Annotated in this window: 22 protein-coding genes and 1 pseudogene; 6 read left to right on the forward strand and 17 right to left on the reverse strand. The window is 71.9% G+C overall.

Annotated elements, in window-relative coordinates; genetic code table 11:
- The first annotated feature begins 4 nt into the window (after positions 1 to 4).
- Positions 5 to 1,003, forward strand: coding sequence for an anion permease (locus ACFYXE_RS21720; protein ID WP_389314728.1), 999 nt, complete (start codon positions 5 to 7; stop codon positions 1,001 to 1,003).
- Positions 1,004 to 1,146: 143 nt separating this feature from the next.
- On the opposite strand, the gene pstB is transcribed toward ACFYXE_RS21720, so the two are convergent.
- The 4 genes from pstB to pstS all read right to left on the reverse strand — a co-directional run bounded on the left by pstB (position 1,147) and on the right by pstS (position 5,308).
- The gene (gene pstB / locus ACFYXE_RS21725; RefSeq protein WP_361181095.1) at positions 1,147 to 1,923 is read right to left on the reverse strand and encodes a phosphate ABC transporter ATP-binding protein PstB; all 777 of its coding nucleotides are present in this window, start codon (positions 1,921 to 1,923) and stop codon (positions 1,147 to 1,149) included.
- Positions 1,924 to 1,974: 51 nt separating this feature from the next.
- Positions 1,975 to 3,048 carry a phosphate ABC transporter permease PstA gene (gene pstA / locus ACFYXE_RS21730; protein ID WP_361181094.1) on the reverse strand — a complete coding sequence of 358 codons (1,074 nt, stop codon included), beginning with the start codon at positions 3,046 to 3,048 and terminating at the stop codon, positions 1,975 to 1,977.
- Positions 3,045 to 4,067: a phosphate ABC transporter permease subunit PstC gene (gene pstC, locus ACFYXE_RS21735; protein WP_389314731.1), complete on the reverse strand. Its 1,023-nt coding sequence runs from the start codon at positions 4,065 to 4,067 to the stop codon at positions 3,045 to 3,047. The genes pstA and pstC overlap by 4 nt, the downstream gene beginning before the upstream one ends.
- A 113-nt stretch (positions 4,068 to 4,180) precedes the next feature.
- Entirely contained in the window at positions 4,181 to 5,308 is a 1,128-nt protein-coding gene (gene pstS / locus ACFYXE_RS21740) for a phosphate ABC transporter substrate-binding protein PstS (protein WP_389314733.1), read from the reverse strand.
- A gap of 298 nt (positions 5,309 to 5,606) precedes the next feature.
- On the opposite strand from pstS, the gene ACFYXE_RS21745 reads away from it, so the two are divergent.
- Positions 5,607 to 5,741 (forward strand): hypothetical protein, encoded by a 135-nt coding sequence (locus ACFYXE_RS21745; RefSeq protein WP_389314735.1) that lies wholly within the window; start codon positions 5,607 to 5,609, stop codon positions 5,739 to 5,741.
- A gap of 64 nt (positions 5,742 to 5,805) precedes the next feature.
- On the opposite strand, the gene ACFYXE_RS21750 is transcribed toward ACFYXE_RS21745, so the two are convergent.
- From ACFYXE_RS21750 to mshD, 7 genes are all read right to left on the reverse strand, one after another.
- The gene (locus ACFYXE_RS21750) at positions 5,806 to 6,261 is read right to left on the reverse strand and encodes an NUDIX hydrolase (protein WP_389314737.1); all 456 of its coding nucleotides are present in this window, start codon (positions 6,259 to 6,261) and stop codon (positions 5,806 to 5,808) included.
- Entirely contained in the window at positions 6,258 to 7,322 is a 1,065-nt protein-coding gene (locus ACFYXE_RS21755; protein WP_389314739.1) for a CHAD domain-containing protein, read from the reverse strand. The genes ACFYXE_RS21750 and ACFYXE_RS21755 overlap by 4 nt, the downstream gene beginning before the upstream one ends.
- Positions 7,303 to 9,675: an RNA degradosome polyphosphate kinase gene (locus ACFYXE_RS21760; protein ID WP_389314741.1), complete on the reverse strand. Its 2,373-nt coding sequence runs from the start codon at positions 9,673 to 9,675 to the stop codon at positions 7,303 to 7,305. The genes ACFYXE_RS21755 and ACFYXE_RS21760 overlap by 20 nt, the downstream gene beginning before the upstream one ends.
- A 137-nt stretch (positions 9,676 to 9,812) precedes the next feature.
- Positions 9,813 to 10,838, reverse strand: a complete 1,026-nt coding sequence (locus ACFYXE_RS21765) for a hypothetical protein (protein WP_389314743.1) — start codon at positions 10,836 to 10,838, stop codon at positions 9,813 to 9,815.
- Positions 10,835 to 11,734, reverse strand: coding sequence for an ABC transporter ATP-binding protein (locus ACFYXE_RS21770; protein WP_389314745.1), 900 nt, complete (start codon positions 11,732 to 11,734; stop codon positions 10,835 to 10,837). Before ACFYXE_RS21770 ends, ACFYXE_RS21765 begins: the two co-directional genes overlap by 4 nt.
- Positions 11,731 to 12,156: a GntR family transcriptional regulator gene (locus ACFYXE_RS21775; RefSeq protein ID WP_389314748.1), complete on the reverse strand. Its 426-nt coding sequence runs from the start codon at positions 12,154 to 12,156 to the stop codon at positions 11,731 to 11,733. The genes ACFYXE_RS21770 and ACFYXE_RS21775 overlap by 4 nt, the downstream gene beginning before the upstream one ends.
- A 201-nt stretch (positions 12,157 to 12,357) precedes the next feature.
- A complete protein-coding gene (mshD, locus tag ACFYXE_RS21780) occupies positions 12,358 to 13,299 on the reverse strand; it encodes a mycothiol synthase (RefSeq protein ID WP_361171225.1) in 942 nt (313 codons plus the stop codon).
- A 421-nt stretch (positions 13,300 to 13,720) separates the two neighbouring features.
- On the opposite strand from mshD, the gene ACFYXE_RS21785 reads away from it, so the two are divergent.
- Together ACFYXE_RS21785 and ACFYXE_RS21790 are read left to right on the forward strand one after the other, a co-directional pair.
- A complete protein-coding gene (locus ACFYXE_RS21785) occupies positions 13,721 to 15,553 on the forward strand; it encodes a bifunctional metallophosphatase/5'-nucleotidase (protein WP_389314750.1) in 1,833 nt (610 codons plus the stop codon).
- A gap of 169 nt (positions 15,554 to 15,722) precedes the next feature.
- A complete protein-coding gene (locus tag ACFYXE_RS21790) occupies positions 15,723 to 16,988 on the forward strand; it encodes a DUF2993 domain-containing protein (protein ID WP_389314752.1) in 1,266 nt (421 codons plus the stop codon).
- A 43-nt stretch (positions 16,989 to 17,031) separates the two neighbouring features.
- On the opposite strand, the gene ACFYXE_RS21795 is transcribed toward ACFYXE_RS21790, so the two are convergent.
- The 6 genes from ACFYXE_RS21795 to ACFYXE_RS21820 all read right to left on the reverse strand — a co-directional run bounded on the left by ACFYXE_RS21795 (position 17,032) and on the right by ACFYXE_RS21820 (position 22,553).
- Positions 17,032 to 18,450 carry a sensor histidine kinase gene (locus ACFYXE_RS21795; protein ID WP_389314754.1) on the reverse strand — a complete coding sequence of 473 codons (1,419 nt, stop codon included), beginning with the start codon at positions 18,448 to 18,450 and terminating at the stop codon, positions 17,032 to 17,034.
- Positions 18,447 to 19,184: a response regulator transcription factor gene (locus tag ACFYXE_RS21800; protein ID WP_389314756.1), complete on the reverse strand. Its 738-nt coding sequence runs from the start codon at positions 19,182 to 19,184 to the stop codon at positions 18,447 to 18,449. Before ACFYXE_RS21800 ends, ACFYXE_RS21795 begins: the two co-directional genes overlap by 4 nt.
- Before the next feature lie 42 nt (positions 19,185 to 19,226).
- A complete protein-coding gene (locus ACFYXE_RS21805) occupies positions 19,227 to 19,454 on the reverse strand; it encodes a hypothetical protein (RefSeq protein ID WP_389314758.1) in 228 nt (75 codons plus the stop codon).
- A gap of 55 nt (positions 19,455 to 19,509) precedes the next feature.
- Complete coding sequence (locus tag ACFYXE_RS21810) at positions 19,510 to 20,544, reverse strand: S1C family serine protease (RefSeq protein WP_389314760.1); 1,035 nt, start codon at positions 20,542 to 20,544, stop codon at positions 19,510 to 19,512.
- 150 nt (positions 20,545 to 20,694) lie between these two features.
- Entirely contained in the window at positions 20,695 to 21,717 is a 1,023-nt protein-coding gene (locus ACFYXE_RS21815; protein ID WP_361171246.1) for a LacI family DNA-binding transcriptional regulator, read from the reverse strand.
- A gap of 23 nt (positions 21,718 to 21,740) precedes the next feature.
- Positions 21,741 to 22,553 carry a response regulator transcription factor gene (locus tag ACFYXE_RS21820; protein ID WP_361171249.1) on the reverse strand — a complete coding sequence of 271 codons (813 nt, stop codon included), beginning with the start codon at positions 22,551 to 22,553 and terminating at the stop codon, positions 21,741 to 21,743.
- 222 nt (positions 22,554 to 22,775) lie between these two features.
- Here ACFYXE_RS21820 and ACFYXE_RS21825 point away from each other — a divergent pair.
- Together ACFYXE_RS21825 and ACFYXE_RS21830 are read left to right on the forward strand one after the other, a co-directional pair.
- Positions 22,776 to 23,594: pseudogene (locus tag ACFYXE_RS21825) on the forward strand (alpha/beta hydrolase); the annotation flags it as partial.
- A 39-nt stretch (positions 23,595 to 23,633) separates the two neighbouring features.
- Positions 23,634 to 23,888, forward strand: coding sequence for a MoaD/ThiS family protein (locus tag ACFYXE_RS21830; RefSeq protein WP_361171346.1), 255 nt, complete (start codon positions 23,634 to 23,636; stop codon positions 23,886 to 23,888).
- Positions 23,889 to 23,891: the final 3 nt, after the last annotated feature.

Below are 23,891 nucleotides of genomic sequence, written 5' to 3' on the forward strand. Positions count from 1 at the left end.
CGCCATGGACACCTTTGCTTTGATCGTGACGATCGGCGTCGCGCTCGGATTCACGTACACGAACGGCTTTCACGACTCCGCGAACGCCATCGCCACCTCCGTCTCCACCCGTGCGCTGACGCCCCGCGCGGCGCTCGCCATGGCCGCGGTGATGAACCTCGCCGGTGCCTTCATGGGCAGCGGGGTCGCCAAGACCGTGAGCGAGGGGATCATCGAGACCCCGCACGGCGACAAGGGGATGTGGATCCTCTTCGCCGCGCTCATCGGCGCGATCGTGTGGAACCTGATCACCTGGTACTTCGGCCTGCCGTCGTCGTCCTCGCACGCGCTGTTCGGCGGCATGGTCGGCGCCGCGCTCGCGGGCGGCATCGGGGTCATCTGGTCCGGGGTCGTCGACAAGATCGTCATCCCGATGTTCCTGTCCCCGGTGGTCGGCCTCGTCGCCGGTTACCTGGTGATGTGCGCGATCATGTGGATGTTCCGCAGGTCCAACCCGCACAAGGCCAAGCGCGGCTTCCGCATCGCGCAGACGGTGTCCGCGGCCGGCATGGCGCTCGGGCACGGCCTGCAGGACGCGCAGAAGACGATGGGCATCGTGGTGATGGCGCTCGTCATCTCCGACGTGCAGAGCGCGGACGCGCCCATCCCGATCTGGGTCAAGATCGCCTGTGCGCTGATGCTCTCCGCCGGTACGTACGCGGGCGGCTGGCGCATCATGCGGACCCTCGGCCGCAAGATCATCGAGCTGGACCCGCCGCAGGGCTTCGCCGCCGAGACGACCGGCGCGGGCATCATGTTCACCACGGCGTTCATGTTCCACGCGCCGATCTCGACGACGCACGTCATCACGTCCGCGATCATGGGTGTGGGTGCGACGAAGCGGGTGAACGCGGTGCGCTGGGGCGTCGCCAAGAACATCATCCTCGGCTGGTTCATCACGATGCCGGCGGCGGCACTGGTCGCCGCGGTGAGCTTCTGGATCGTGAATCTCGCGTTCCTGTAGCCGCATCCGCAGCCGCCGCCCGTAGCCGTCGGCGGCCCGTACGCAACAGGAAAGGCCCGCCCCCGGGAGCCCGGGGCGGGCCTTTCTTGTTGCCCCTGCGGTGGCACCGCCATGCAGCACCGCGGGGAGTCGTGCCGGGCGGCTCAGCCGAAGCGGCCCGAGATGTAGTCCTCGGTCGCCTGCACCGACGGGTTGGAGAAGATCCGCTCCGTGTCGTCGATCTCGACGAGCTTGCCGGGCTGGCCGACCGCGGCGAGGTTGAAGAAGGCGGTGCGGTCCGAGACGCGGGCCGCCTGCTGCATGTTGTGCGTCACGATGACGATCGTGAAGCGCTCCTTCAGCTCGCCGATCAGGTCCTCGATGGCGAGCGTCGAGATCGGGTCCAGGGCCGAGCAGGGCTCGTCCATGAGCAGGACCTGCGGCTCGACCGCGATCGCCCGCGCGATGCACAGACGCTGCTGCTGGCCGCCGGAGAGGCCCGAGCCGGGCTTGTTCAGCCGGTCCTTGACCTCGTTCCAGAGGTTCGCGCCCTTGAGGGACTTCTCGACGACGTCGTTGAGCTCGCTCTTCTTGTACGAGCCGTTGAGCTTCAGGCCCGCCGCCACGTTGTCGAAGATCGACATCGTGGGGAACGGGTTCGGGCGCTGGAAGACCATGCCGATCGTGCGGCGCACGGCCACCGGGTCCACGCCGTGCCCGTACAGGTCCTCGTCGTCCAGGAGGACCTTGCCCTCGACCCGGCCGCCGGGGGTGACCTCGTGCATGCGGTTCAGGGTGCGCAGGAACGTGGACTTGCCGCAGCCGGACGGGCCGATGAAGGCGGTCACGGAGCGCGGCTCCACGGTCATGGAGATGTCGTCGATCGCCTTGTGGGAGCCGTAGAAGGCGGTCAGGCCCGATACGTCGATTCGCTTGGCCATGGGGATCACTGCTTTCGGAAAGGGAAGTACAGAGGGGTCGCTGTGGCCGCGTCAGCGGCCCGTCTTGGGGGCCTTCCAGCGGGCTACGCCGCGGGCCGCCAGGTTGAGGATCATGATGAAGCCGATGAGGGTGAGGGCCGCCGCCCAGGCACGGTCGTACGAGGCGTCGTTGCCGGCCGCGTACTGCTGGTAGATGTACAGCGGCAGCGAGGCCTGCGAGCCCTCGAAGGGGTTCGTGTTGATCAGGGGGTTCACCCAGACCAGGAGCAGGACCGGCGCGGTCTCGCCGGCGATGCGGGCGACCGCGAGCATGACGCCCGTGGTGATGCCGCCGATCGCGGTGGGCAGCACGACCTTGAGGATGGTCCGCCACTTCGGCACGCCGAGGGCGAGGGAGGCCTCGCGCAGTTCGTTCGGGACGAGCTTGAGCATCTCCTCGGTGGAGCGCACGACGACCGGCATCATCAGGATGGCGAGCGCCATGGCGCCGGCCCAGCCGGAGAAGTCGAAGCCGAGGATCAGGATCCAGAAGCTGAGGACGAACAGGCCCGCGACGATCGAGGGGATGCCGGTCATGACGTCCACGAAGAACGTGACGACCTTGGAGAGCTTCCCGCGCCCGTACTCCACCAGGTAGACGGCGGTGAGCAGGCCGATCGGCACGGCGATGACGGAGGCCAGGAGCACCTGCTCCAGGGTGCCGATGAGCGCGTGGTAGACACCGCCGCCCACCTCGTCGTCGGCGATGACGCCCATCGAGTGGGTCAGGAAGTAGAGGTCGAAGACCTCGATGCCGCGCTGCACGGTCTCGTAGATCAGGGAGGCCAGCGGGACGACGGCCAGCAGGAACATGACCCACACCAGCGAGGTGGCGAGGCGGTCCTTGGCCTGGCGGGCGCCCTCGACGGCCACCGCGAGGGCGTACGAGCCGACGATGAACAGGAGCGCGGCCATCAGGCCCCACTGGATGCGGCTGTCCAGGCCGGCCCCGGCGCCGATGCCGATGGCGACGGCGGCCGAGCCGAGCGCGACGGCGGCGGGCGACCAGCGCGGCAGGGTGGCCGCCTTGAGGGTCGACGGCGGCTTGACGAGCGGGTCGGGCTGGATGGGTGTCGTGGTGCTCATGCGTTGGCCCCCGAGTACTCCTTGCGGCGCGCGATGATCAGCCGGGCTGCGCCGTTGACCAGCAGCGTGATGACGAACAGGACCAGGCCGGAGGCGATCAGCGCGTCCTGGCCGTACTCGGTGGCCTCGTTGAACTTGCTGGCGATGTTCTGGGCGAACGTGCCGCCGCCGTAGTCCAGGACGGAGGCGTTGATGAGGAAGTTCGGGGAGAGCACGGTGGCGACGGCGATCGTCTCGCCGAGCGCGCGGCCGAGGCCCAGCATCGAGGCGGAGATGATGCCGGAGCGGCCGAAGGGGAGCACCGACATGCGGATGACCTCCCAGCGCGTGGCGCCGAGGGCCAGCGCGGCCTCCTCGTGCATCTTCGGGACCTGGAGGAAGACCTCGCGGCTGACGTTCGTGATGATCGGCAGGATCATGATCGCGAGGAGGATGCCGACGGTCATCAGGGAGCGCGGGGCGCCGCCCTCGTACTCGAAGATGCCGGTCCAGCCGAAGTAGTCGTCGAGCCAGCTGTAGAGGCCGGTCAGGTTGGGCGCGACCACGAGGGCGCCCCACAGGCCGTAGACGATCGACGGCACGGCGGCCAGCAGGTCGATCACGTACGCGATGGGGGCGGCCAGCTTGCGCGGCGCGTAGTGCGAGATGAACAGCGCGATGCCGATGGCGACGGGGACCGCGATCACGAGGGCGATCAGCGAGCTCACCACGGTGCCGAAGACCAGGACCGCGATGCCGAAGTACGGCTTGCCGCCGGTGGAGGCACCGGCCGGGTCCCATTCGAAGGTGGTGAGGAAGTTGCCCGTGTTGTCGGAGAGGGCGAGCGCCGTGCGGTACGTGAGGAAGGCGGCGATGGCGCCCATGATCACGAGGAGCGCGATGCCGGATCCGCGGGAGAGGCCGAGGAAGATCCGGTCGCCGGGGCGGGTGGCGCCGCGGGCGGCGGCCTTGTCCACCGGGGCGGTCGGCCCGGCGTCGTCGAGGGGTGGAGGTGCGGTGGTGCTACTGGGTATGTCCATGGGGTTCTCCGGTCTGCGGAGCTGCCGTGCGCGTCGCGCGGGCGCTCCGTGGCGGCGGTGCACCGGACGGTGCGGCCGGCCCGGTGCTGCGGGGCCGGCCGCACTCGGTTCAGCTAGCTCAGGCTCGCGACGGTGGAGCGGACCTTGGTGATGATCTCGGCCGGGATCGGCGCGTAGTCGTTGTCCTTGAGGACGTTCTGGCCGTCCTCGCTGGCGATGTAGCCGAGGAAGGACTTGGTGGCGGCGAGGGTGTCGGCCTTGTTGCCCTTCTCGCAGACGACCTCGTAGGTCACCAGGGTGATCGGGTAGGCGCCCTCGGCGGTGGGCTTGTAGTTCAGCTCCAGCGCGAGGTCCTTGCCCTTGCCGACGACCTTGGCCTCGGAGATGGCCTTGGAGGCGTTGTCGACGGTGGCCTTCACCGGCTCCTTGGCCTCGGTCTTCAGGTTGACGGTGTTGATGCCCTCACCGGCGTAGGAGAGCTCGAAGTACGAGATGGCGCCCGCGGTCTGCTTGACCTGGCCCGCGACACCGGCGGAGCCGTTCGCGGACTGGCCGCCCTTGGGCTCCCACGACTTGCCCGGCTCGTAGGGCCAGGCGTCGGGGGCGGCGCCCTTCAGGTACTTGGTGAAGTTGTCCGTGGTGCCGGACTCGTCGGAGCGGTGGAAGGCCTGGATCTTGGTGCTGGGGAGCTTGGCGTCGGGGTTGAGCTTCTCGATCGCCTTGTCGTTCCAGCTCTTGATCTTGTTGTTGAAGATGTCGGCGAGGGTCTTGGCGTCCAGCGTCAGGTCGTCGACGCCCGGGACGTTGTAGCCGAGCGCGATCGGGCCGCCCACCATGGGCAGGTCGATGGCCTGGCTGTCCTTGCAGACCTTCTTGGACTTCTCGATCTCCTCGGGCTTCAGCGCCGAGTCGGAACCGGCGAACGCGGTCTGGCCCTGGAGGAACGCGGTGATGCCGGCGCCGGAACCCGTCGGGTTGTAGTTCAGCTGCACGTCCTTGCAGTTGGTCGTGTAGACCTTCCGCCAGGCGTCGATCGCGTTCTTCTGCGCGGACGAGCCGGAGGCCGCGAGCTGGCCCTTGGCGTCGTCGCACTTGATGTTGGCGTTGGCGTTGGTCTCCTTGCCGCCGCTGCCCGAGCTGCTCGTGTCGTCGGAGCCGCACGCCGTGAGGGCCAGGGCGCCGGAGACGGCGATGGCGCCGAGGGAGAGGGCGCGGAGCCGGTTCTTGCGCTGAAGCTTCACTTTTCGGGTTTTCCTTCCGGGAGCCGCCGGCCCTTTGCTGGCGGCGTGCGATGACTTGCGTCGTGTTGTAGGGCCGAAATTAGGCAGGGCAGGTGAAGCGACCGATGGGCACGAGTGAACGGCGGGTGAACCTCGGCGGTCGGCCCGGTTAGGCGATGCGCTACAAAAAGTAGCGGGTCGGCTACCCCTGGTGAGCGATGCTGCGTGCGGCGCCGTGCGGCCGGTTCTCGCGGGCCCCGCGGCCCGTCCCGCCGCCCGCCCCGGACGCCCGGCCGACCGCACGGGCTACGCTCGGCGCATGGTCATCCCTTTTGTCGTCGGCGTATCCGTCCTGGTCGCGGTCGCGTCCGCAGGGCTCTGGGTGGGCCTGGAGTTCCGCAAGGAGTGCCGGGCGCGGGCGCGCGGCCGCCTGCGCACGCCGGCCCACGACTGAGGGCCGCACCAGACGGTTTCGGCCGGGTGCGGCCCTCGGTCGTGGGCCGGTGCGCGGTGCGGCGCTACTGATCGCCCTCCGCCGGGTGCAGTACGGCGAGGAGTTCGTCGAGCAGGTCCACGTCTCTGGGGTGGGTCAGGCGGTGGCGGGCCGCCTGCGGGGTGAGCCAGTCGAGGTGGGAGACCTCGGAGTTGGGGGCGAAGGCGCCGGAGACCGCCTCGGCGGCCCAGTACCTGACCTCCTTGGGGTGGCCGTGGGCGTCCCGGTAGTACGCGGTGGACAGCGGGGGCCCGAGCACGCACCGCATGCCGGTCTCCTCCAGGACTTCCCGCCGGGCCGCGTCGGCGGCGGACTCGGCCCGCTTGAGCTTGCCCTTGGGGTGGGACCAGTCCGACCACTTGGGCCGGTGGACCAGCGCGAGCTCGATGCCGCCCCGGCCCGCGGGGGCCGGGCGCCACAGGACGCAGCCCGCCGCCCGGACGGTCGTCTTCCCGTCGTGGTCGTGCTCCCGGCAGGTCACCGTGTCCTCGCCTCCTCCTGCAGCCAGGCCCGGTGGAACGCGAACCGGGCGGCCTCGACCTCGTGGCGCTGGTCGGCGTGCAGCACGCCGAGCGCGTACGCGGTGGCCGGGGCGATCCGCGGGGTCCTCGCCGCCTGCGCCGCCGCGGCCGCCGCGGCGGCGGCCTCCCGGTGGACGTTCAGGGCGTGGCTCGCGTCCGCGATGCGCGGCTCCGGGTGCGCGGGGCCGAGCAGGACCTCCTGGGCGTACCGGTGCAGGCGCAGCAGGGAGCGGACCTGCAGCCAGGGGGCGTCCTGGAGGTCGGGGGCGGTCTCCGCGGCCAGGCCGTGGACGAGGGCGCCCGCGTTGTAGGGGTGGCCCGCCTGGCCCAGGGGGAGCGTGGTGATGGCCTCGGCGAGGGCCGCATCCGCCTGCTCCGCGCAGGGTTTGAGGTCGTCGGCGGTGCCGCTCAGGGGGACGTCGCTGGCCAGCACGGCGACCTGGTCGGCCACGGCGTGGAAGCGGGAGGAGCCGAAGGCCTGGAGGGCGGCGGAGTGCGCCCGCGTGCGGGCGAGGGTCAGCTGGCGCTCCAGGAGCGCGGCGGCCTTGGCGGCCCCGACCGTCAGGCCGCGCGGGGCGCCGTCGGCACCCGGCGCCGGGGCGGCCGCCCGCACCTGCCGCCCCGCGGCGGCGCCGACCGGCTCGGGTGCGGGGCCGGGCACCGGCACGGAGCCCGAGAGCCGGTGCAGGGCCTCCAGGAGGCGGTGCAGCCGGCTCGCGTACGCGTGCTCCTGGGCCAGCGTGCCCGAGAGCCAGGCCAGTTCGGGGCGCAGCGACGCGGCCCAGTCGGCGTCCAGGAGCGGACGGAACGTGTGCAGGGTGCCGCCGATGCGGCGGGCCGCGCGCCGCAGCGAACCGGCCGCCGCCACCGACTCCTGCGCGCCCTGCGCGTCCGTCGTGGACTCGCGGTGCAGACGCAGCGAGCGGAGGAACTCCGTGGCCTGGTCCTGCAGATAGGCGGTGAGGGCCTCGCCCGCGCCACCCGTGCCCGTACCCGTCATCTCATGGTGTTGCTGTGCCACGCCGGCGCCTCCGGGCGTCTATGAGCATCTCCTGCACGTTGCGCAGGGGCTGGCCTTCCGGGTCCACCGAGTGGCGGGTCCAGTTGCCGTCCGCGCCCAGGTGCCAGGAGGCGGTGGTGTCCGACATGCCGGTCTCCAGGAGCCGGCTCAGGGCCGCCCGGTGCGCCGGGTCCTGGACCCTGACCAGCGCCTCGATACGGCGGTCGAGATTGCGGTGCATCATGTCGGCGCTGCCGATCCACACCTCCGGCTCGCCGCCGTTGCCGAAGGCGAAGACGCGGGAGTGCTCCAGGAAGCGGCCGAGGACCGAGCGCACGCGGATGTTCTCCGAGAGCCCGGCGACGCCGGGGCGCACCGCGCAGATGCCGCGCACCCACACGTCCACCTCGACGCCCGCCTGCGAGGCGCGGTACAGCGCGTCGACGACCGCCTCGTCCACCATCGAGTTGACCTTGATGCGGACGTGGGCGGGGCGGCCCGCGCGGTGGTGCTGCATCTCCTTGTTGATGCGCGAGACGAGGCCGTCGCGCAGCGACTTGGGCGCCACCAGGAGGCGGCGGTAGGTCTCCCTGCGGGAGTAGCCGGAGAGCCGGTTGAAGAGGTCGGAGAGGTCCGCGCCGACCTCCGCGTTCGAGGTGAGCAGGCCCAGGTCCTCGTAGAGGCGGGCGGTCTTGGGGTGGTAGTTGCCGGTGCCCACGTGCGAGTAGCGGACCAGGGAATCGCCCTCCTGGCGGACGACCAGGGAGAGCTTGCAGTGGGTCTTGAGGCCGACCAGGCCGTAGACCACGTGACAGCCGGACTCCTCCAGCTTGCGGGCCCACTTGATGTTGGCCTGCTCGTCGAAGCGCGCCTTGATCTCCACCAGGACGAGTACCTGCTTGCCGGACTCGGCGGCGTCGATCAGGGCGTCGACTATGGGGGAGTCGCCCGAGGTGCGGTACAGGGTCTGCTTGATGGCGAGCACGTCCGGGTCGGCCGCGGCCTGCTCCAGGAAGGCCTGCACGGACGTGGAGAACGAGTCGTAGGGGTGGTGCAGGAGCACGTCGCGCTCGCGCAGGGCGGCGAAGATGTCGGGCGCGGACGCCGACTCGACCTCGGCGAGGTCGCGGTGGGTGCCCGCGACGAACTTGGGGTACTTCAGCTCGGGCCGGTCCAGCTTGGCGATGCTGAAGAGCCCGGTCAGGTCGAGCGGACCCGGCAGCGGGTACACCTCGGCCTCGCTGATCTTCAGCTCGCGCACCAGCAGGCTCAGCACGTTCGGCGCGATGGACTCCTCGACCTCCAGGCGCACCGGCGGGCCGAAGCGGCGCCGCATGAGCTCCTTCTCCAGGGCCTGGAGCAGGTTCTCCGCGTCGTCCTCCTCGACCTCCAGGTCCTCGTTCCTGGTGAGCCGGAACATGTGGTGCTCCTGGATCTCCATGCCGGGGAAGAGCTCCTGGAGGTGCGCGGGCGCGGCGATGACGTCCTCGATGGGGACGTAGCGCTGCGGGGAGGCCTCCAGGAAGCGGGAGAGCAGCGGCGGGACCTTCACGCGGGCGAAGTGCTGGTGCCCGGAGACCGGGTTGCGCACGACCACGGCGAGGTTCAGGGAGAGCCCCGAGATGTACGGGAAGGGGTGCGCGGGGTCCACGGCCAGCGGGGTCAGGACGGGGAAGATCTGCTGCCGGAAGAGCGTGAAGAGCCGGGACTGCTCCTTCTCGGTCAGCTCGTGCCAGCGCACCAGGTGGATGCCCTCGTCGGCGAGGCCGGGCGCGACGTCGTCCTGGTAGCAGGCGGCGTGCCGGGCCATGAGCTCGCGGGAGCGGTTCCAGATCAGCTCCAGGACCTCGCGGGGCTGCAGGCCCGAGGCCGAACGGGTGGCGACGCCGGTCGCGATGCGCCGCTTGAGGCCGGCCACCCGGACCATGAAGAACTCGTCCAGGTTCGAGGCGAAGATCGCCAGGAAGTTCGCCCGTTCGAGCAGCGGGGTGTGGGGGTCCTCGGCCAGCTCGAGGACCCGTTCGTTGAAGGCGAGCCAGCTGCGCTCCCGGTCCAGGAACCGGCCCTGCGGCAGCTCGGCCCCGTCGTGCCCGACCTGGGCGTCCTCGTCGTACGCGTCGAGGTCGGCGTCGATGTCCGGGTCGAGGTCGGAGACCGTGGCGGCGATGGTGTGGGGCCGGTGTGCGGCGATCGAGCCGACGGAGGGCTGCGCGTGCCGCACGTTTCCTTGCGTGTTCTGCTGGCTCATGGACCCATTCTTCCGCGCGGGTACGACGATGGGCGCGTCGGAGAGCGCGGGAGCGAGGTGGAGCTTCCCGTCGGCCGGGGAAGCGCTGCCGTTCTCCGGGGACGGGTCGGGCGCGGCGGGCTGCATTCAGCGAGCGTCGCAAGGCTGTCTGAATCAGCGGTTACGGCGACATGACGTGCGGGACATCGGCCGAAGGCCCCCGGGCGTCCACGCGGCGGGGGCCTTGGGCCGGTCGTACGGTTTCGGCCGTGGTGGGGGCGGGTTCAGGCCGCGCGGCGGCGCAGCAGGCGGAAGGCGAGCCACACGGCGACGGCCGCGAGGGCCAGGACGAGTGCCGTCTCGACGAGCTGGAGGGGCCAGAAGTGCGACGGGGGGTGGAACTCGCCGTAGCGGCCCGTGACGTGGTGGTCGGCGAAGCACTGCTCGGTGTCCTCCACCCAGCACCGCGACTCCGGGATCCGCCGGCCGTCGGAGGTGAGCAGGCCCCATTCCACCTCCTGGGCGTGGCGGGGAGCCGTGATCGGCCCGTTCACGGCCCAGCGGCCCGTCTCGGTCGGCCACAGGTGGGGCCTGAGCTGCGGCATCGTGACGACCGCGGTCGCGGTGAGGGCCACCGCCGCGCCGATCGCGGGCAGGGTGCGGCGCAGGAGGATCCCGGCGAGCGCGCCGACGGCGAGGCCGAGCAGGGCGTATGCCGGGGCGACCGGGCCCACCGAGCCGTACATCGCCCGCTCGTACCAGGGGGCCCTGGTGTCCGCGTGCTCCGGCCCGGTCGTCCAGGCCCAGCGCTGGAGGGCGACGACCAGGGTCGTCCCGACGGTCACGAGCGCGGTGCACACCAGGAGGCGGTCGGCGAGCCAGCGGGCCGGGGAGACGGACTGGGTCCAGCCCAGTTTGTACGTGCCGGTCTCCAGCTCCCGCCCGATGAGCGGCCCCGCGACGAACGCCCCGATCAGGCAGGGCAGCGCGAGCAGGCCCATGCCCAGGTAGTCGAGGTTCCGGTCGAACTGCTGCTCGGCGTCGAGATAGCCGCGGACCGAGGCGCCGCACTCCCGTGCGGTGTGCCGGATCGAGCAGTCGGACGCGGCGAAGACGTCGGCCGCGTGGGAGACCCACAGCCGGTCGGCGATCAGGGCCGCGGCGGCGAGCGCGAACAGCGCGACCGTGATCCACAGGGCCGTGCGGTGCTGGCGCAGGACGGCACGGCAGGGGCCGGGCAGGGAGAGGGCGGTGCGGCGGCCCGGCGTCTCGGCGGGCGTGGGCGCGGGTGCGCTCGTCACGGTGGTCACGCGGTCACCGCCGGGGCGGCCGGGGCGGTGCCCGGGGTCAGCAGCGGCGCGGTGTCCGGAGTGCGCAGATGGGCGAGCAACAGCTCCTCCAGGGAAGGTTCTTGGACGTCCCAGCCGTCGCCGACCGGGCCCTCGGGGCGGATCAGGGCCGACAGGCCGCGCCCGGTGGGCCGGGACTCGACGACCGTGTGCGGGTGCAGGCGGTCGGCGGGGCCGGGCCCGGTGACCAGGCGGTGGGCGCCGATCAGGTCGTCGATGCCGCCGCCGAGGCGGACCCGCCCCTCGGTGAGCAGCAGCAAGTGGTCGCAGGCGTCGGCGAGTTCGCCCACGATGTGCGACGACATCACCACGGTCGTGCCGTGCTCGGCGGCCTCGGCCATGAGCGTGCCCATCAGCTGGTGGCGGGCGAGCGGGTCGAGGTCGGCCATCGGCTCGTCCAGGAGCAGCAGGTCGGCGCGCTTGCCGAGCGCGAGGGCGAGGGCCACGCGGGTGTGCTGGCCGCCGGAGAGCGTACGGACGCGGGACTTCGGGTCGAGCCCGTCGCCGGTCGCGACGCGCTCGGCGACGGTCATGTCCCAGCGGCCCGGGTTGAGTTCGGCGCCGAGCCGCAGCGTGTCCGCGATGGTCAGGTGCGGGTGGAGCGGCTTGTCCTGGGACACGTGGGCGACCCGGGCGCGGGCCAGGGCGGGGGTGGTGCCGAGGACGGCGAGGGTGCCCGCGGTGGGGCGGTCGAGGCCCGCGGCCAGCGCGAGCAGGGTCGACTTGCCCGCGCCGTTGGGGCCCACGACCGCGCAGACGCGGCCGGCGGGCAGCCGGAACGAGCAGTCCTCCAGGGCGAGTCCCCGCCGTCCGTAGCGTTTGGTCAGTGCGGTCGCCTCGATGGCGGTTTCGGTCATACGGAGTCCCCCTCGGTCCCCTGTGCGTGGCTGCGCCCGGTGTGCCCGGCGCCGAACTGCTCTTCCAGTACGGCGTGGAACAGTGCCGCGACGTCGTCCTTCTCCAGGCCCGTCCGCCGGGCGCGTGCGGCCCAGTCGGCGAGCTCCCCCCGCAGCGGCGATTCGGCCGCCGCGCTGCCCAGCGTCCTGCGGACGAACGTGCCGAGGCCGCGGCGGGCCTCGACCAGGCCTTCGCGTTCCAGCTCGCGGTAGGCCTTCAGGACGGTGTTGGGGTTGATGGCCGTGGCCTCGACCACCTCACGCGCCGTGGGCAGCTTGTCGCCGGGCTCCAGCAGGCCGAGGCGCAGGGCCTGCCGGGTCTGCTGGACGATCTGGAGATAGGTGGAGACGCCGCTGCGCCGGTCGATGCGGTACTCGACCACTGCCTTCCACCACCCTTTCACTAATTGAGTAGTGAAAGGGTGGTGCAAGGGTGGGTGCGCAGTCAAGGGGGATGTGCGAGGGGGTCGCGGTGTACGGCGAAGGGCGTGACGTTCCCGCGGGAACGTCACGCCCTTCGTCGTGCCGTGTCGTGCAGTGCCGTGCAGTGCCGTGCCCTGCCGTGGAGGGGGCGGCGGTGGTGCTCAGGACTCCGTGCGGTACATCAGGTCCGTCTCGTGCGTGACGAAGCCGAGGCGTTCGTAGACGCTCACGGCCGCCTTGTTGTCCGCGTCCACGTACAGCATCGCGGTCGGCAGGCCCGCCGCCGCGAGGTGGCGCAGGCCGGTCGTGGTCAGGGCCTTGCCGAGGCCGCCGCCCTGGGAGCCGGGGCGTACGCCCACCACGTACACCTCGCCGAGCCCCTCCTCCGCGTGCACCTTCGTCCAGTGGAAGCCGACGAGCGCGCCGTCCTGCTCCGCGAGGAAGAAGCCCGCCGGGTCGAACCACGGCTCCGCCTTGCGGTCGTCCAGGTCGCGCTGGGTGAGTGAGCCCTGCTCGGGGTGGTGCGCGAAGGCCTCGGCGTTCACCGCGAGCCAGGCCGCGTCGTCCTGGCCCGGCACGAAGGTGCGCAGGGTGACGCCCTCCGGCAGGACCGGGTCGGGCAGGTCCAGGTCGGCCAGCGGGCGCCGCATCTGGCGCAGTTCGCGGAAGAGGGCGAGGCCGAGCACCTGCGCGAGGTGCCGGGCCGCCGAGTGGCCGCCGTGCGCCCAGATGCGCAGGCGGCGGCCCGACTCGGCGAGCAGTGCGGTGCCGAGCGCCCTGCCGTGTCCGTGGCCGCGGCGGGACGGGTGGACGACCAGCTCGGCGGCGGGCGCCTCCACGGGGTCGGTGTCCTCCAGCTGCGCGTACCCGACGAGCTCGTCGCCGACGGAGAGCAGCAGGTGCCGGACGCCGTCGCGGGCGCCGCCGCGCAGCTGCAGCCGGCCCTGCTCGGACACCGCCTGCTGGCCGTCCGTGCGGGCGGCGTCGGCGAGCAGCGCGAGGACGGCGTCGGCCTGCGCGGGGGTGAGCGCGGCGAGGGTCTCGATGGTCCGGAGGGGGGTGGCGGGGGCGGAGGGTGCCTCGGCAGGCCGGTCGTCTGTCATGCCCCCGAGCGTAGTCTGGCGGGGTGCCTTGAGGGGTGGGGGGATTGGGGGGTTTGGGGGGTTCGTCGGGTGCGGGTCGTGGGGGGTTGTCGCGCTGCGCGCTCGTCCTCAAGCGCCGGACGGGCTGGATCGGTGCCGTGGTGGTTGGTCGGGTGCGGGTTGTGGTGGGTTGTCGCGCTGTGCGCTCGTCCTCAAGCGTCGGACGGGCTGGATGGGTGTTGTGGTCGTTCGTCGGGTGCGGGTTGTGGGGGGTGTCGCGCTGTGCGCTTGTCCTCAGGCGCCGGACGGGCTGGGAGTCGTGGGGCTCTCAATGGCAACCAGGATGTAACCGGCAACCCACTGTTGCGCTACGCGCGTTGACTCTAGGCTGCGGGCGGCGGTTTGCCGAAGAAGTCTTCTCACACCATCCCCAGGGGGACACGTGTCAGCCACACCCCAGCCACGCCGGACCGGACGCCGTGCCCAGCGCGTGCTCGTCGCGGTCGCCTCGCTCGCCACCGTCGGCGCGCTGGCCGCCGCGCTTCCCGCCGACGCGGGGCAGGACCACGCGGGCGGGGGCAAGGGCGGCAAGAAGCGCACGGTGGACGTGCAGTTGCTGTCGTTCAACGACTTCCACGGCAATCTGCAGCCGCCCGCGGGCTCCTCGGGGCAGGTCACGGAGAAGCAGGCCGACGGGACCGAGAAGAAGATCGACGCGGGCGGGGCGGAGTACCTGGCCACGTCGCTGCGTACCGCACGCAAGGGGCACCCGTACAGCGTCACCGCCGCCGCGGGCGACCTGATCGGCGCCAGCCCGCTGCTGTCCGGGCTCTTCCACGACGAGCCCACCGTCGAGGCGATGAACAAGCTCGGCCTGGACGTGACCAGCGTCGGCAACCACGAGTTCGACGAGGGCGCCACGGAACTGGCCCGCATGCAGAACGGCGGCTGTCACCCCAAGGACGGCTGCTTCGAGAAGGACGCGCGCGGCAAGGGCAAGAAGTTCGCGGGCGCGGACTACCCCTACCTCACGGCGAACGTGACGAGCGAGAAGACCGGCAAGCCGCTGCTGCGGCCCTACTGGGTGTGGAAGCACAAGGGCGTCAAGGTCGGCTTCATCGGCGTGACGCTCGAAGGCACCCCCGACATCGTCTCCGCGGACGGCGTGAAGGGCCTGAAGTTCCACGACGAGATAGAGACCGTCAACAAGTACGCGAAGATCCTCGACAAGCAGGGCGTGAAGTCCATCGTCACGCTCATCCACGAGGGCGGCGTGCCCGCGAGCCAGACGTACAACTACGACTGCGACTCCCCGGGCGCGGGCGACGGCATCTCCGGCCCCATCACCACCATCGCCAAGGGCATCACGCCCAAGGTCGACGCCCTGGTCACCGGGCACACGCACAACGCGTACGTCTGCACGATCCCCGACCCGGCGGGCAAGCCCCGCATGGTCACCTCGGCGTCCTCCTTCGGGAAGCTCTACACGGACACCACGCTCACGTACGACCGCAGGACCAAGGACATCGTGCGCACGAGCGTGCGGTCCGCGAACCACGTGGTCAGCCGCGAGCAGGCCAAGGCGCCGGACATGACCTCGCTCATCTCGCGCTGGGACAAGCTGGCCGCGCCGGTCGCCAACAGGCCCGTCGGCTACATCTCGGCGGACGTCCCCGGCCGCGGCGCCACCACGCCCGAGTCCCCGCTCGGCGACCTCATCGCCGACGCGCAGCTCGCGCACGCCAAGTCCCTGGACCCCGAGGCCGATCTGGCGCTGATGAACCCGGGCGGCATCCGCTCCGACCTCGTCCACAAGGCGAGCGGCAGCGAGGGCGACGGGGTCGTCACGTACGGCGAGGCGTTCACCGTGCAGCCGTTCAGCAACACCGTCAATCTGGTCGACCTGACCGGGGCGCAGCTCGTCACCGGTCTGCAGCAGCAGGTCAGCGGTTCGAACCAGGCCTCGCCGAAGATCTTGCAGGTCTCCGCCGGGCTCACGTACACGCTGGACATGACCAGGACCGGCGCGGACCGCGTCGTCGCCGACTCGATCCGGCTGAACGGCACGGCGATCGACCCGGCGGCCACCTACCGCGTCGCGATGAACTCCTTCCTCGCGGGCGGCGGCGACGGCTTCGCCGAGCTCGGCAAGGGGACGAAGCCGCTGGTCGGCGCGGACGACCTGAAGGCGTTCGGCGACTACCTGACCGCCAACTCCTCGGCGGACGAGCCGATCGCGCCGCCGAAGGCCGACCGGATCACCGTCGTGAAGTAGCGGGCCACCGCCCGGCCCCCGGGTGACGCCCGGTGGACGCCGATCACGCGCGCAGGGAAACGGGAAGTGAAGCCCGAAGTGAAAACAGCGCGTTAAAGAACCGGCCGAAACCGGGTGTTACCGGGTGTAAGGCTTGGGGTGGGGTGTGAACGTATGGTGGGATCACCTGATGCGTTCCCCCCACCGCATAGCCACGCATCCTCCGGATGCCCCACGCGACGCCCACGACGACCACCAGAACGACACCGCTCGACTGCCCGTCACCTCGTACACCAACCCGTACGACGAACTGGGCGCGCTCGCGCCGAACCCGCTGGAGGAGTTCCTCCACGAGGAGAAGGACGAGCCGGCCGCCGAGGCCCCCTGGACGCCGCCCAACCACCGCCGCGGCAGCCGCCGCCGCAGCAACCGCTTCGCGGGCCTGCCGCTCGCCGTGAAGGCCCTGGTCGCCGTCCTCGTCGCCGCCGCCTTCCTCGCCCTGGGCGACCGCTGGGCGCTGCTCTACGCCGAGCACGAGGCCGCGGACAAGCTCAAGGACCAGCTGAACCTGAGCGCGGCCCCCGAGGTCGACATCGAAGGCTTCCCGTTCCTCACCCAGGTCCTGGACAAGCGCGTCGACAAGGTCAAGGTGACGGTCCCCGACGTCGCCGCCGACCGCGTCTCGCTCGCCAAGGTCTCCGCGACCGCCACGGACGTCACGATCAACGGCGACGGGCCCACCTCGATCAAGGGCGCCGACATCGGCGCGATGAACGGCGAGGTGCTGCTCTCCTTCGACGACCTCAACCGCGAGCTGGGCGCCTCCCAGGTCACCTTCACCGGCCGCGGCCGCGACCAGGTCCTCGCGCGCGGCACGCTGCCCGTCGCGGGCCACGACCTGAAGGTGCGCGCCGACGCCCGCATCCAGCGCAACGGCGACCGCGGCATCTCCACGGACATCGGCGGCATGCGCCTCCAGCTCGGCGACCTGGCGACCTACCGCCCGGGTACGCGCGAGAAGGAGGGCCTGCACCTGTCGAAGAGCTCCGCCGACCGCGTCGCCGAGGAGACCGCGAAGGCGAAGGCGCTGCTGTCCGTCCCGGCGATCACGCAGCGGCTCGGCGTGCCCGACCACGTGGTGCGCGACGCCCTCCGCAGTGACACCAAGCTGAACGAACTCACCGGCTCCGCGCGGTTCGTGAACGACGTGATGGGCCTCAACCTCATCGACGTCGCCATGGGCCACCCCGAGCTCCTCAAGAAGCTGGGCCTGGACCCGGCCCTGCTGAACGGCCTCTCCCAGCTCACCCGGCCCGTCCTCGCCGACCGCCTCACCCTCGCCTTCCAGCTGCCGAAGCTGCCCGGCGAGGGGACGATGTCGCTCAAGGACGTGTCGGTGGAGAAGGAGGGGATCCGGGTACGGATCGTCGGCTCCGGGATCGGGATCGGCCACTAGGAGCCGCAGGCCCGGGGCCGTCCCGCAAGGCGGTTCCTCCCGCTCAGGGTGCGGGTGTGTCCGGCGGCGGGGTGGGCGCGCCCGGCAGCCGTACCGATGCCTCCGTGCCGCCGCCCTCCGCGGCCCGCAGCGCGACCTCGCCGCCGCACTGCTGGACCGTGCGCGCCACGATGGACAGGCCGAGGCCCGACCCCGGCAGGGAACGCGCGGTCGGCGAGCGCCAGAACCGGTCGAAGACGTGCGGGAGTTCGTCCGCGGGGATGCCCGGACCGTGGTCGCGCACCGTCAGGTGCCCCCGGTCGAGCCGGACCTCGACCGTGCCGTGCGGCGGGCTGAACTTCACCGCGTTGTCCAGGATGTTGACGACGGCCCGCTCCAGCGCGGGCGGCTCGGCCCGCACGTACCAGGGCGCGAGGTCCGCGGTGATCGTCAGCTCGGGGCCGCGCAGCCGGGCCCGCTCGATGGCGATCCTCGTCAGATCGTGCAGGGCCAGCACCTGGACCTTGTCGCCCGCCGTGCCGGAGTCGGGGCGGGAGAGCTCCTGCAGGTCGCCGATGAGCGCGGCCAGTTCGCTCATCTGCGCGGTGACCGAGGCGAGCAGCGCCTTGCGGTCGTCGGGCGGGATGGCCCGGCCCGTCTCCTCGCTGCGGGCGAGCAGCTCGATGTTGGTGCGCAGCGAGGTCAGCGGGGTGCGCAGCTCGTGGCCCGCGTCGGCGATCAGTTGCTGCTGGAGGTCGCGGGAGGACGCCAGCGAGGCGGTCATCGAGTTGAAGGACTCCGACAGGCGGGCGATCTCGTCGTCGCCCTCGACCGGGATGCGCAGGCTCAGGTCCTCGGTGCGGGCGACGTGCTCGACGGCGCCGGTCAGGCGGTCCACGGGGCGCAGTCCGGTACGGGCGACCCACAGACCGGCGGCACCGGCCCCGAGGACGCCGATGCCGGCGACCGCCGTGAGCAGCAGCGCGAGCTTGTTCAGCGGGTCGTCGATCTCCGAGAGCGGGCGGGCCAGGGAGACCGTGTACCCGCTCTCCGCGTCGACCTGGGTCAGGACGCGCACCGACGCGCCGGTGTCCGTCTTGGCGTCGTGCAGACTCTGCGCCCGCAACTGCTGGGCCACGCCCACGTCGGACCGCTCCACGACGACGGGGGTGGAGCCGCGGCCCACGCACCGGGTGCCGTCGGGCCGGACGATCTGCACGAACAGCGTGGTGGTGCCGGGCGGCGTCTCCCCGTCGGGGCTGGGGCTGGTGTTGCTGCAGGCGGTCGCCGTCAGCTCCAGATAGCCCTGGCCCACCTTCAGGCTGCGCAGCGAGTCGTCCATCTGGTCCCGCAACTGGGCGCGGGTGAGGATCCAGCACGACACCGCGACCGCCGCCACGGCAAGCGCCACCGCCACCGTCACGAGCAGCGCGAGGCGGGAGCGCAGGGGCAGGCCCCGGTAGCGCCGGACGAGCCTGTTCACTCGCCGCCCCGCAGCACGTACCCGACGCCCCGCACCGTGTGCACGAGGCGCGGCTCGCCGCCCGCCTCCGTCTTGCGGCGCAGGTACATGACGTACACGTCCAGGGAGTTGGACGACGGTTCGAAGTCGAAGCCCCAGACCGCCTTGAGGATCTGCTCGCGGGTGAGGACCTGGCGCGGGTGCGCGAGGAACATCTCCAGGAGGGTGAACTCGGTGCGGGTCAGCTCCACGGTCCGCGGGCCCCGCGTGACCTCGCGGGTCGCCAGGTCCATCCGCAGGTCGGCGAAGGCGAGGGTGTCGCCCTCGGCGGCCTGCCCGGCCTCCGGCGCGTACGAACTGCGGCGCAGCAGCGCGCGGATGCGGGCGAAGAGCTCGTCCAGCTCGAACGGCTTGACCAGGTAGTCGTCGGCGCCGGCGTCCAGTCCCGTGACGCGATCGCCGACGGTGTCGCGCGCGGTCAGCATCAGGATCGGGGTGGTCGACCCGGTGGCGCGGAGCCTGCGCGCGGCCGTGAGGCCGTCCATGCGGGGCATCTGGATGTCGAGGACGACGAGGTCGGGCGGGCAGGCCGCGGCCTTCTCCAGCGCATCGGCGCCGTCGACGGCGACCTCCGTGCCGTATCCCTCGAAGGCGAGACTGCGCCGCAGCGCCTCCCGCACGGCGGGTTCGTCGTCCACGATCAGGATGCGCTGCTGCTCGCGGTCACCGGTGCGGTCGCCTTCGGCGGGGCTCATGGGCTTCGGACTTCCTCGGGTACGGGTCGGACGGGGCCGGTATCAGCCTCGCACGCGGGCGCGGGCGGTGCGGCGCGCGGCGGGGCGCGCGCCGGACGGCGGGGCGACCTCGGGGGCGCGGACCGCCTGGCCGCCGTGCAGGTCCCGCGCCACGGACAGCGGGAGGCCGAGCCCGGCGGGATCGGTGTCGGGCCTGCCCCAGCCGATGGTGACGGCCAGCGCGTGCCGGGCGCGGTTGACGGTGACGCCGGTGAAGGTGCTGCCGGACATGACGGCCTCCTGGGGTCGTGCGGGGGTGTGCGGTGCGCGCATCCGGTGCGCGGGATCAGCTCTTGGAGCCGGCCCGCAGCTTGCCGAGGTCGTCCTTGACGGTGTCGACGGGGATGGCGAAGCCGAGGCCGACGCTGCCCGATGAGGCGGACTGGCCGGTGCCCTGGCCGGACGAACTGGGCGAGTACATCGCGGAGTTGATGCCGATGATGTTGCCGTTCATGTCGATGAGGGCGCCGCCGGAGTTGCCGGGGTTGAGCGAGGCGTCGGTCTGCAGGGCCTTGTACGTGGTCTTCGAGGAGCCGGTGTCGCCGTTGAACTGCCGTCCGTCGAACTCGAACGGCCAGCCGCCCTGCGGGTCCTGCTGCTGTTCCTGTCCCTCGCCGGTGGCGACGGTCACGTCGCGGTCGAGGGCGGAGACGATGCCGCTGGTGACGGTGCCGGTCAGGCCCTCGGGGGAGCCGATGGCGACGACCTCGTCGCCGACCTTGACGTTGTCGGAGTTGCCGAGGGTCGCGGGCTTGAGGCCGGAGGCGTCCTTCAGCTGGATCAGCGCGAGGTCCTTCTTGCTGTCGGTGCCGACGACCTCGGCGTCGTACGTCTTGCCGTCGTTCGTCCGCACCTTGATGGCGGAGGCGCCCGCGACGACGTGGTTGTTGGTGATGATCTCGCCGTCGCTCTTGGTGATCACGCCGGAGCCGGTGGACTTGCCCTGCCCGGTGGTGGCGCTGATCTCCACGATGCTGGGGCTGACGGCCTCGGCGACGCCCGCGACGGTGCCCCGCTTGCTGGTCGGCACGACGTCGGTGCTGGTGGCGGAGGAACCGCCGTCCCGGTCGGTGAGCGTCTGCACGGCGAACGCGGTGCCGCCGCCGACCGCGGCCGCCGCGATGGCGACGGCGGCGAGCAGGGCCACCGGCCCCTTGGCCCGGCGCCGGCGCGGGCCGGGCGCCTGCGGGACTTCCGGCGCGTGAGCGGGCGGGGGAGGGTACGCACCGTGGGCGTACCCGCCCTGCGTACCGCCGTGGTGCACAGGCGCTGACGACTGCTGCTGGGGGTACTCGCCGCTGTGGCGGAAGGTCTCGGTCATGGGTACGAGACTGTCGCCCGTACATGAGAGAGGGCTGAGTACGTCCTGAGAAGCCCGGCAGAAGTGCGTATGCCCCTTATAAAGGCCGCTGCTATAGCCGCTGCTGTAAAGGCCGCCGCGGTCCGACGGGCGGCGGCTGTGGCCCGTGGCCTACTGGCAGCCGCAGGACTGGCGGACCACCAGGCGGGAGGGGAACAGCTTCAGGCGCTCGCGGCGCGACCCCGCGACCCGCAGGCCGTCGTCGAGGACGAGGTCCACCGCGGCGCGGGCCATCGCCGGACGGTCCGAGGCGACCGTCGTCAGCGGCGGGTCCGTCAGACCCGCCTCCTTCACGTCGTCGAAGCCGGCGACCGCGAGCCCCTCGGGCACGTCGATGCGCAGCTCACGGGCGGCCCGCAGGATGCCGATCGCCTGGTCGTCGGTGGAGCAGAAGATCGCGGTGGGCCGGTCGGGCCCGGCGAGCAGCTCCAGGCCGACCTGATAGGCGTCGTAGCGGTTGTACGGGGCCTCGAAGAGGCGGCCCTCGACCGAGCGCCCGGCCTCCTGCATCGCGCGCCGCCAGCCCTCGACGTGGTCGGAGACGGGGTCGCCGACGGTCGGGGTGTCGGCGGTGCCGCCGAGGCACGCCACGTACGCGTGGCCGTGCTCCAGGAGGTGCCGGGTGGCGAGCTGCGCGCCGCCGAGGTCGTCCGTGACGACGGCGACGTCGTCGATGGCCTCGGGCCGCTCGTGCAGGAGCACCACCCGGGCGTCCCACGCGTCGATCTCCGCGGCCGCCTGGTCGGTCAGGCCGTGGCTGACGAGGATCAGGCCGGAGACCCGCATGCCGAGGAAGGCGCGCAGATAGTGGGTCTCGCGCTCCTCCACGTAGTCGGAGTTGCCGACGAGGACCATCTTTCCGCGCTCGGACGCCGCCTGTTCGACGGCATGCGTCATCTCCGCGAAGAAGGGCTGGCGCGCGTCCGGCACGATCATGCCTATGAGGTCCGTGCGCCGCGAGGCCATGGCCTGGGCAACCCGGTCCGGCCGGTAGCCCAGCTCCTTGATCGCTGCGAGTACCCGCTCGCGCGTGGCCGGGGCGACCGGCCTGGGTCCGTTGTTGATGACGTAACTGACGACCGCGGTCGAAGTACCCGCAAGTCGTGCCACGTCATCCCGAGTCACCTTGGCCACGCGCGGAGTCTACGCGGATGGAACTACCGCTGGGCAGGCCGTACGGCAGCTTCCTTCGGAGCGGACTCCACGGTCCGCGGAGCGGGCGACGTCGCACGGCCGCCGTTCCCCTCGGCCCGGGGCGCCGCCGCCTTCGCCTTCTCCTCGTCGGCGCCGCGGTCCACCTTCTCCGGCACGACGAAGCGGTAGCCCACGTTGCGCACGGTGCCGATCAGCGACTCGTGCTCGACGCCGAGCTTCGCGCGCAGCCGGCGCACGTGCACGTCGACGGTGCGGGTGCCGCCGAAGTAGTCGTAGCCCCACACCTCCTGCAGCAGCTGGGCGCGGGTGAAGACCCGGCCCGGGTGCTGCGCCAGGTACTTGATCAGCTCGAACTCCTTGAAGGTCAGGTCCAGGACCCGGCCCTTGAGCTTCGCGCTGTACGTCGCCTCGTCCACCGAGAGATCGCCGTTGCGGATCTCCATGGGGGAGTCGTCGACGGTGATCTGCTGGCGGCCCATCGCGAGCCGCAGCCGCGCCTCGACCTCGGCGGGGCCCGCCGTGTCGAGGAGCACGTCGTCGATGCCCCAGTCGGCGGTGACGGCCGCGAGGCCGCCCTCCGTCACGACGAGCACCAGCGGACAGCCGGGGCCCGTGGAGCGCAGCAGCTGACAGAGGCTGCGCACCTGCGGGAGGTCACGGCGCCCGTCGATCAGGATGACGTCGGCACCGGGGGTGTCGACGAGAGCGGGCCCCTCCGCGGGGGCGACGCGCACGTTGTGAAGGAGCAGGCCGAGGGCGGGGAGCACCTCCGTCGACGGCTGGAGGGCATTGGTCAGGAGCAGCAGAGAGCTCATCGCGCCCCACCTGCCCGGGTCGTCTCACTGTCGTGCACGGTTCGCTCGCCCATTACGTCGGTTCCTCCTCGGTCCCTGCGAGGACGTATGCGGCACTGCTTCGTACGGTGCTTTTTGGGGCCCGCGCCCGGGGCCCGCGCTGGTCGTATACAGCGCTCCTGAAAGCACGAAAGGACCCGGGGGCTTCGCTGCCCGGATCCTCTGCCCAGCAGAATAGCCCACATGAGTTCCGGTCCGGCAGGTCACGCGGCGCGATCTTGTGTGCCGCCGCTCACTCGCGGTCAGGGTCGCGTTCACCGGCGCGCCATGCTGCGCACCCGGGACGGGGTGGCCGTCGAGGCCGCCCACGACCCCGGGCCCGACCCCGCGGGAGACCTCGCGATCGTGGTCGCGCACGGCTTCACGGGCGACCTGACGCGGCCCCACGTGCGGCGCGTCGCGGGCGTCCTCGCCCAGCGTGCGGGCGTGATCACGTTCTCCTTCCGGGGGCACGGCAGGTCCGGCGGGCGCTCCACGGTCGGCGACCGCGAGGTCCTCGACCTGGCGGCCGCGGTGGAGTGGGCCCGCTCGCTCGGGTACGCCCGGGTGGTGACCGTCGGCTTCTCCATGGGCGGGTCCGTCGTCCTGCGGCACGCCGCGTTGCACAGGGGGCGCACGGAAGCGCGGACCGACGCCGTGGTCGCGGTGAGCGCCCCGGCCCGCTGGTTCTACCGGGGAACGGCGCCGATGCGGCGGCTGCACTGGGTCGTCACCCGGCCCGCGGGCCGCGTCGTCGGCCGGCTCGGGCTGCGGACCCGAATCCACCCGCACGAGTGGGACCCCGTGCCCCTCTCGCCGGTCGAATCCGTCCCCCTCATCGCACCGACGCCGCTGCTCGTCGTGCACGGCGACCGGGACCCGTACTTCCCCGTGGACCACCCGCGGATGCTCGCGGCCGCGAGCGGCGGGGGAGCGGAGATGTGGCTGGAGGAAGGCATGGGGCACGCGGAGAACGCGGCCACCGACGACCTGGTCGCGCGGATCGGCGCGTGGGCCACGGCATCATGGACGTCGGCAACCGCCGACCGAAAGGGGAGTCGCATGGTGAACGGCACCATTCGTTACTGGGCCGCTGCCAAGGCGGCCGCGGGCATCGCCGAGGAGCCCTACGCGGCGCGGACGCTCGCCGACGCGCTGGACGCCGCCCGTGAGCGGCATCCCGGAGAACTGGTCCGGGTCCTGCAGCGCTGCTCCTTCCTCGTCGACGGCGACCCCGTCGGGACCCGCGCGCATGAGACCGTACGGCTGGCCGAGGGCGGCACGGTCGAGGTGCTCCCGCCGTTCGCAGGAGGATGAGCG

It is taken from the genome of Streptomyces sp. NPDC002564, from assembly GCF_042889645.1.
GTDB lineage: Bacteria > Actinomycetota > Actinomycetes > Streptomycetales > Streptomycetaceae > Streptomyces.

Excerpts from the sequence above, each read along its gene's own strand:
- pstC (WP_389314731.1), bottom strand. The coding sequence starts at position 4,067 with ATGGACATACCCAGTAGCACCACCGCACCTCCACCCCTCGACGACGCC.
- ACFYXE_RS21800 (WP_389314756.1), bottom strand. The coding sequence starts at position 19,184 with ATGAGCCCCGCCGAAGGCGACCGCACCGGTGACCGCGAGCAGCAGCGC.
- ACFYXE_RS21720 (WP_389314728.1), top strand. The coding sequence starts at position 5 with ATGGACACCTTTGCTTTGATCGTGACGATCGGCGTCGCGCTCGGATTC.
- ACFYXE_RS21810 (WP_389314760.1), bottom strand. The coding sequence starts at position 20,544 with ATGACCGAGACCTTCCGCCACAGCGGCGAGTACCCCCAGCAGCAGTCG.
- ACFYXE_RS21790 (WP_389314752.1), top strand. The coding sequence starts at position 15,723 with ATGCGTTCCCCCCACCGCATAGCCACGCATCCTCCGGATGCCCCACGC.
- ACFYXE_RS21820 (WP_361171249.1), bottom strand. The coding sequence starts at position 22,553 with ATGAGCTCTCTGCTGCTCCTGACCAATGCCCTCCAGCCGTCGACGGAG.
- ACFYXE_RS21805 (WP_389314758.1), bottom strand. The coding sequence starts at position 19,454 with ATGTCCGGCAGCACCTTCACCGGCGTCACCGTCAACCGCGCCCGGCAC.
- pstB (WP_361181095.1), bottom strand. The coding sequence starts at position 1,923 with ATGGCCAAGCGAATCGACGTATCGGGCCTGACCGCCTTCTACGGCTCC.
- ACFYXE_RS21760 (WP_389314741.1), bottom strand. The coding sequence starts at position 9,675 with ATGCAGCCCGCCGCGCCCGACCCGTCCCCGGAGAACGGCAGCGCTTCC.
- ACFYXE_RS21830 (WP_361171346.1), top strand. The coding sequence starts at position 23,634 with ATGGTGAACGGCACCATTCGTTACTGGGCCGCTGCCAAGGCGGCCGCG.
- ACFYXE_RS21770 (WP_389314745.1), bottom strand. The coding sequence starts at position 11,734 with ATGACCGAAACCGCCATCGAGGCGACCGCACTGACCAAACGCTACGGA.
- ACFYXE_RS21745 (WP_389314735.1), top strand. The coding sequence starts at position 5,607 with ATGGTCATCCCTTTTGTCGTCGGCGTATCCGTCCTGGTCGCGGTCGCG.
- pstA (WP_361181094.1), bottom strand. The coding sequence starts at position 3,048 with ATGAGCACCACGACACCCATCCAGCCCGACCCGCTCGTCAAGCCGCCG.
- mshD (WP_361171225.1), bottom strand. The coding sequence starts at position 13,299 with ATGACAGACGACCGGCCTGCCGAGGCACCCTCCGCCCCCGCCACCCCC.